7 protein-coding genes are annotated in these 5,274 nt (G+C 68.1%); 2 read left to right on the forward strand and 5 right to left on the reverse strand.

Annotated elements, in window-relative coordinates; translation table 11 throughout:
* From Q1J79_RS13010 to ftsE, 4 genes are all read right to left on the reverse strand, one after another.
* On the reverse strand, positions 1-650 hold a 650-nt coding region (locus tag Q1J79_RS13010; RefSeq protein ID WP_300301030.1), incomplete at its 3' end, for a YdcF family protein.
* A gap of 15 nt (positions 651-665) precedes the next feature.
* Entirely contained in the window at positions 666-1,232 is a 567-nt protein-coding gene (locus Q1J79_RS13015) for an HAD-IIIA family hydrolase (RefSeq protein ID WP_300301032.1), read from the reverse strand.
* 2 nt (positions 1,233-1,234) lie between these two features.
* The gene (locus tag Q1J79_RS13020) at positions 1,235-2,122 is read right to left on the reverse strand and encodes a cell division protein (RefSeq protein ID WP_300301034.1); all 888 of its coding nucleotides are present in this window, start codon (positions 2,120-2,122) and stop codon (positions 1,235-1,237) included.
* A complete protein-coding gene (gene ftsE / locus Q1J79_RS13025) occupies positions 2,119-2,787 on the reverse strand; it encodes a cell division ATP-binding protein FtsE (protein WP_300301036.1) in 669 nt (222 codons plus the stop codon). Before ftsE ends, Q1J79_RS13020 begins: the two co-directional genes overlap by 4 nt.
* A 130-nt stretch (positions 2,788-2,917) precedes the next feature.
* Between ftsE and Q1J79_RS13030 the strand changes: the two genes are divergently transcribed.
* Together Q1J79_RS13030 and Q1J79_RS13035 are read left to right on the forward strand one after the other, a co-directional pair.
* The gene (locus Q1J79_RS13030) at positions 2,918-3,889 is read left to right on the forward strand and encodes a zinc-ribbon domain-containing protein (RefSeq protein ID WP_300301037.1); all 972 of its coding nucleotides are present in this window, start codon (positions 2,918-2,920) and stop codon (positions 3,887-3,889) included.
* Between the two features lie 232 nt (positions 3,890-4,121).
* Entirely contained in the window at positions 4,122-4,496 is a 375-nt protein-coding gene (locus tag Q1J79_RS13035; protein ID WP_300301039.1) for a response regulator, read from the forward strand.
* A gap of 153 nt (positions 4,497-4,649) precedes the next feature.
* On the opposite strand, the gene Q1J79_RS13040 is transcribed toward Q1J79_RS13035, so the two are convergent.
* Positions 4,650-5,039, reverse strand: coding sequence for a VOC family protein (locus Q1J79_RS13040; RefSeq protein ID WP_300301041.1), 390 nt, complete (start codon positions 5,037-5,039; stop codon positions 4,650-4,652).
* Positions 5,040-5,274: the final 235 nt, after the last annotated feature.

The following is a 5,274-nucleotide window of genomic DNA, read 5'->3' on the forward strand; positions in this document are numbered from 1 at the left end:
AGATGCGCGCGCAGCAGGGCGGCGGCGTATTTGGTGTATTCGCCGAGCAGGAACAGCGTGGCGGCGCGGCGCTGCCACCAGTCCTCCACCCGCATGGCATCCGAGCGCACCGGATGCGGCAGCACGGCGATGTCGGTCAGGCGGCGGCGGAATTCCACCATCGCGCGCGGCATGTGGTAATTCGCCGTCACCACGCGCAGGGATTTGTAGCCGCGCGCCCGCGCCCAGCTCGCCGCCTCGATGGCGTTGCCCGCCGTATCCACGGCCTCGAAGCCCAGGTCGACGCAGCAGTCGAACAGCAATTGCAGGTCGATGCCGTTCCAGTCATTCGAGGCCTGCGCCGAATCCGGCATCGCCGGGATGGCGGCCTGAATCAGCGAGGCCTTGGTGGTGGTCGGCGCCACGCCCGAGACCAGCAGGCGCTCGGCCTTTTCCTCATGCAGCAGGCGCAACGCGGTGCTCAGGCGCACCGCGCCGCCGGTCAGCACCACGATGGCATCCGAGCGGTCCTCGCCCGGCGGCACGAACTGCTCGACGCGCTCCAGATAGGCCAGGCCGCCGCCCAGCCAGAGCAGCGCGATGGCGGCAAAGGCCAGCAGCCAGCGGCCCAGCCGGGTGGTCACGGGAATATCGGTATCGCGGCGGGCCATCAGGGTTTCATTGTCTCAGCGGGTGGTTGCTTCGCTCGGTTCGTTCAGGTCGCTCAGCAGTCGCGCCACCGCATCGGGCAGCGATTCGGCAATGGTCACCGGCAGCACGTCCTCTGGCAAGCCGGTCGCCTGGGTCTTTTTGCCCTTGCCGGTGCGCACCAGGATGCGGCGGCAGCCGGCCGCCATGGCGGCCTGCATGTCGGTCACCGCATCGCCGATGAACACGGTCTCATGCGGCGCGACGCGGAACATCGCCATCGCCTCGCGCAGCATGCCGGGGCCGGGTTTGCGCCGGTCGGTCACGGCCCAGGGCGGATCGGGGGCGAAGAAGATCGCGTCGATCCGCGCGGGCGCGATGCGGTCGCGCAGGTCGGCATGGATACGCGCCAGCATCGCCTCGTCGATGATGCCCTTGCCGATGCAAGCCTGGTTGGTGCACAGCGCCACCGGCCAGCCGCGCGCATTCAGTTTTGCAATCGCCTCGCCCACGCCGGGCAACAGGATCAGCTCGGCCGGCGATTTCACGTAATCGTCGGGATAGTCCTGGTTCAGCACGCCGTCGCGGTCGAGCAGGATCAGCATGGTCACACCATGGCCCGCAGTGCGCCCAGCACGGTCAGCCGCGCGGTGACGATGGCAAGTCCCGCCGCCGCCAGCGGCAGCACCAGCAAAGCCAGCCAATGCCACCAGGCCAGGGCCAGGCCGGGCAGCAGCCCGGCGCCAACGCCGCCGGCCAGGAACTGGATCGCCAGCAGGATCGCGATGGCCAGCGCGATGCCGGCGGTGCCGCCATGGATAGCCTGGCGCGCCACATGGCGCTGGAACTGCCTGGCGATATAGCCGTCCTCGGCGCCGATCAGGTGCAAAAGCTCGATCGTGTCGCGCCGGGCTGCCAGCCCGGCCCGTGTTGCAAAGATCACCATTGCCGCCATCGCCAGGCCGACCAGCAGCACGATGCCGCCGCCTAAGGATTGCAGCAGGCGGCCGAGCTGCACCAGGCGGTCGAGCCAGGGCTTGGGGTCATCCAGCCGCGCGCCCGGCACGGCGCTTTGCAAACGCGCGCTCAGGGCATCCACCGACAACGCGGCATTCTCAGCCAGCGTCACGTCGATCAGGCCGGGCAACGGCAGGTCGGCCTGCAGCGCGTCGCGGCCCAGCCAGGGCTGCAGCAAAGCCTCGACGGCGGGTTTGGGCAAAGCCTCGGCGCTCTGCACGCCGGGCACGCCGCGCAGCAGCGCGATGGCGGCATCGACGCGCGGCTGCATCGGCTGGCCCGGCCGGTCAGCGATCTGCACGGTCAGCTTCGACGACACGCCGCGCCGCCAGCCCTCGATGCTGCCGCCCAGGCTCAGCGCGCCGGCGAGCGCCAGGGCGGCGAGGAACACCATCACCGCCAGCGCCCAGGGCAGGAAACGCGTGCCGGAATCGGCTTCCAGCTGCAGGTCGGAAACGGCGCGGCGCTTCTTGCTCATGCGGCGTTCCGTTCGATGTTCAGCTGCCCGGCGCGCAGGCGCATCACCGGAAAGCGGAACTGCTGCAGAAGCTGCGTGTCATGGGTGGCCAGCACGACAGCCGTGCCCAGCTTGTTCAGCTCGACGAACAGGTACATCAGGCGCTGCGCCATATCGGCATCGACGTTGCCGGTGGGTTCGTCGGCCAGAAGAAGGCTCGGCCTGGCAATCACGGCCCGCGCAATCGCCACGCGCTGTTTCTCGCCGCCCGACAGGGTGGCCGGCCGCGCCTCCAGCCGGTCGCCCAGGCCAACCCAGGTCAGCAGCTCGATGACATGCTCGCGCGTGCGCCGCTCGTCGGCGCCGGCGATGCGGAGCGGCAGGGCGACATTGTCCAGCGCGGTCAGGTGATCAAGCAGGCGGAAATCCTGGAACACCACGCCGATGCGCCGCCGCAGCATCGGCAGGGCGGCGCGGCTGGCGGTCGAGACGTCCTGGCCGAACATGGTGATCAGGCCCCGGCTGGGCCGCTGGGCCAGGTAGAGCAGTTTCAGCAGGGAGGTCTTGCCGGCGCCGCTGGGCCCGGCCAGGAAATGGAAGGACCCGGGCGCCAGGGCGAAGCTGACGTCCCGCAGCACCTCCGGCCCCGGGCCGTACCGCATGCCGACATTCTGGAAACGCACCAAGCCCGAATCTCCCAATGCCTTGCGCGCCAATATCTTGCGGGGAAGTAGCCTTGCTTCGGCGGCCCCGTCCGTCCTATAAGGGAAAGCATCCGGAAACGCAAAAGGGGCTGGCTTCAGGCAGTTCACAGGCATGATCCTCACCTGCCCAAGCTGCGCCACGCGGTTTCACGTCGATCCCACGGTGTTTGGCGCCGGCCCGCGGAAAGTGCGGTGCTCGCGCTGCCGGGAGACCTGGCGGCAGGAACCGCTGCCCGAACCGGAGCCCGAGATTGCCCCGGCACCCCCGGCTGTCCAGGCGACGATCCAGGGCGCCGGCCAGAATCCGGCCGCGCCGCCGGCCCCGGAACCGCCCGCCCTGGACGATGAGGAATGGGTGCCGCCGCCGCCGCCCGGTGGTGCGCCGCCCCCGCCCATGGCGCCGCCATCCCCGCCCGACCTCGACGCGCCGCCGCCGCCGCGCATCAGCGGCTTTGACGAGGATGACGACGACCTGCTGCTGAAGGACGACGACCGCCCGCCGTTGCATCCGCCGCTGGACGAGCCGTTTTCCGGCGAGCATGACGGGGACGACGATCCCGACGCGGTGCTGAACCGCCGCCGCGCCCGCCTGGCCGAGGCCGGCGTGCAGCGTCCACCGTCCAAGGTGCGGAAACAGCGGTCCTGGGCCTGGCTCGGCTGGCTGCTGCTGTTCGCCCTGCTCGGCGCCGCCGGCTATGGCGGCTACACCAAACGGGCCGAGCTGATTGCCTTTTATCCGCCGCTGGCCAAGCTCTACGAGATGATCGGCCTGCCGGTCGAAACCTCGGAATGGCTGGGGCTGGAGCTGCATAACCTGAAATCCGCCACCATCCTCGATGGCGGCCAGACCCGCATTGCCGTGTCGGGCGAGGTGGTCAATGTCGGCGGCAGCGACCGGCCGCTGCCGGCGCTCCGCGTCGCCATGCGCGGCGCCGGCGGTCAGGAACTGGCCAATTACACCCTCCAGCTCGAGCAGAGCAGCATCGCCGCCGAGGAGAAGCTCAGCTTCGACGTCAAGCTGCCGGCCCCGCGTGAGGAGGTCACCGACCTGGAAGTCGCCTTCGCCAGCCAGCCGGCCCAGTAAAAGCGCCGCAAGAGTCGCCGCCGCAATCCACTCTTCCTGACTGTTTTATCCTGAACCCAGCGGTTGTGCGTTTACGTATCAATTGCCCGTTTCTCTTGAAGGCGAATCGGTGTTAGGGTTAACCGCTGGTTGCGGCATCGCGGATGCCGGGCCACGCCCAGCTGATCCAGAAAAGGTGGCTGTCCCGGGGCGAGAAACCGTCCGCAACACGGGCAGCCGTCGGCGAGGGAAGATGGCGCGGATATTGGTCGCCGAAGACGAAGTGGCGGTGCGCGAGTTCATCCGTCGTGTCCTCGAAGCCCGTGGACACGAGGTTGTCGCCGTGGGCGACGGCGCCGAAGCCGTCGTCAAGCTGAGCCGTGGCGCGTTCGACCTGCTGCTCGCCGATATCGTCATGCCCAACATGGATGGCGTCGAATTGTCGCTCAAGGCGGCGCGCGACTGGCCGCATCTCACCGTACTGCTGATGTCGGGCGTCGCGATGGAACGTCGCCGCGCCCATGGCATCGGCCAGCTAGCCAATGCCATCCTGAACAAGCCCTTCAGCATGGCCGACCTGGCCCAGGCGGTGGAATCCGCGCTTGAGCTCGCGGCGGACGCGGATTAGGCGCGTCAGCTGTCGCTTGCAACAAATATCGTCATGCCCGGGTTTGGCCCGGGCATCCACGAGTTTGTTAAAAAGAAAACGTGGATCCTCGGGCCAAGCCCGAGGATGACGGTTTTTTGTGTGAGAAGCAGGTCGGATTCAGAGCTGCCGCGCCTATAGCGCGTTGGAGATTTCCAGCAGGTTGCCGTCGGGATCGCGCAGGTAGGCCGACAGGATCGGTCCCGTCGCGCCGGTGCGCCGCACCGGTCCGTCCTCGACGGCGACGCCGCAGGCCCGCAGATGCGCGATCACCTCGTCCAGCGGCATCCGCGTCAGGAAACACAGATCGGCGCTGCCCGGCAGGGGCTGCCGCGCCTTCGGCTCGAATTCGCGGCCCTGCTGATGCAGGTTGATTTTCTGCCGGCCGAAGCCGAGTGCGACGCGCTGGCTGCCATCGGCGGCGGCGAAACGCACCGGCTGCATGCCCAGCACGGTTTCATAGAAAGCCACCGTGGCCTCGATGTCGCGCACGGTCAGCACCAGATGGTCAAGTGAGTCGATCATGGGGGCAACTTAGCATCGCTGTGTCGGTGACGGGTGCGAGAAATTATCAAGCCCACGACAAAGCATCATCCGTCATCCTCGGGCTTGGCCCGAGGATCCACGAGTTGCTTTTAACGAAAACGTGGATGCCCGGGCCAAGCCCGGGCATGACGGGCTGGTGTTGTATTGGTGTTGTAATTGTCAGAACCGCCGCAGCAGGCGTTCGAGGTAATCCAGCTCGGCCGGGCTGCGTTCG

This window comes from Ferrovibrio sp., from assembly GCF_029255545.1.
GTDB lineage: Bacteria > Pseudomonadota > Alphaproteobacteria > Ferrovibrionales > Ferrovibrionaceae > Ferrovibrio.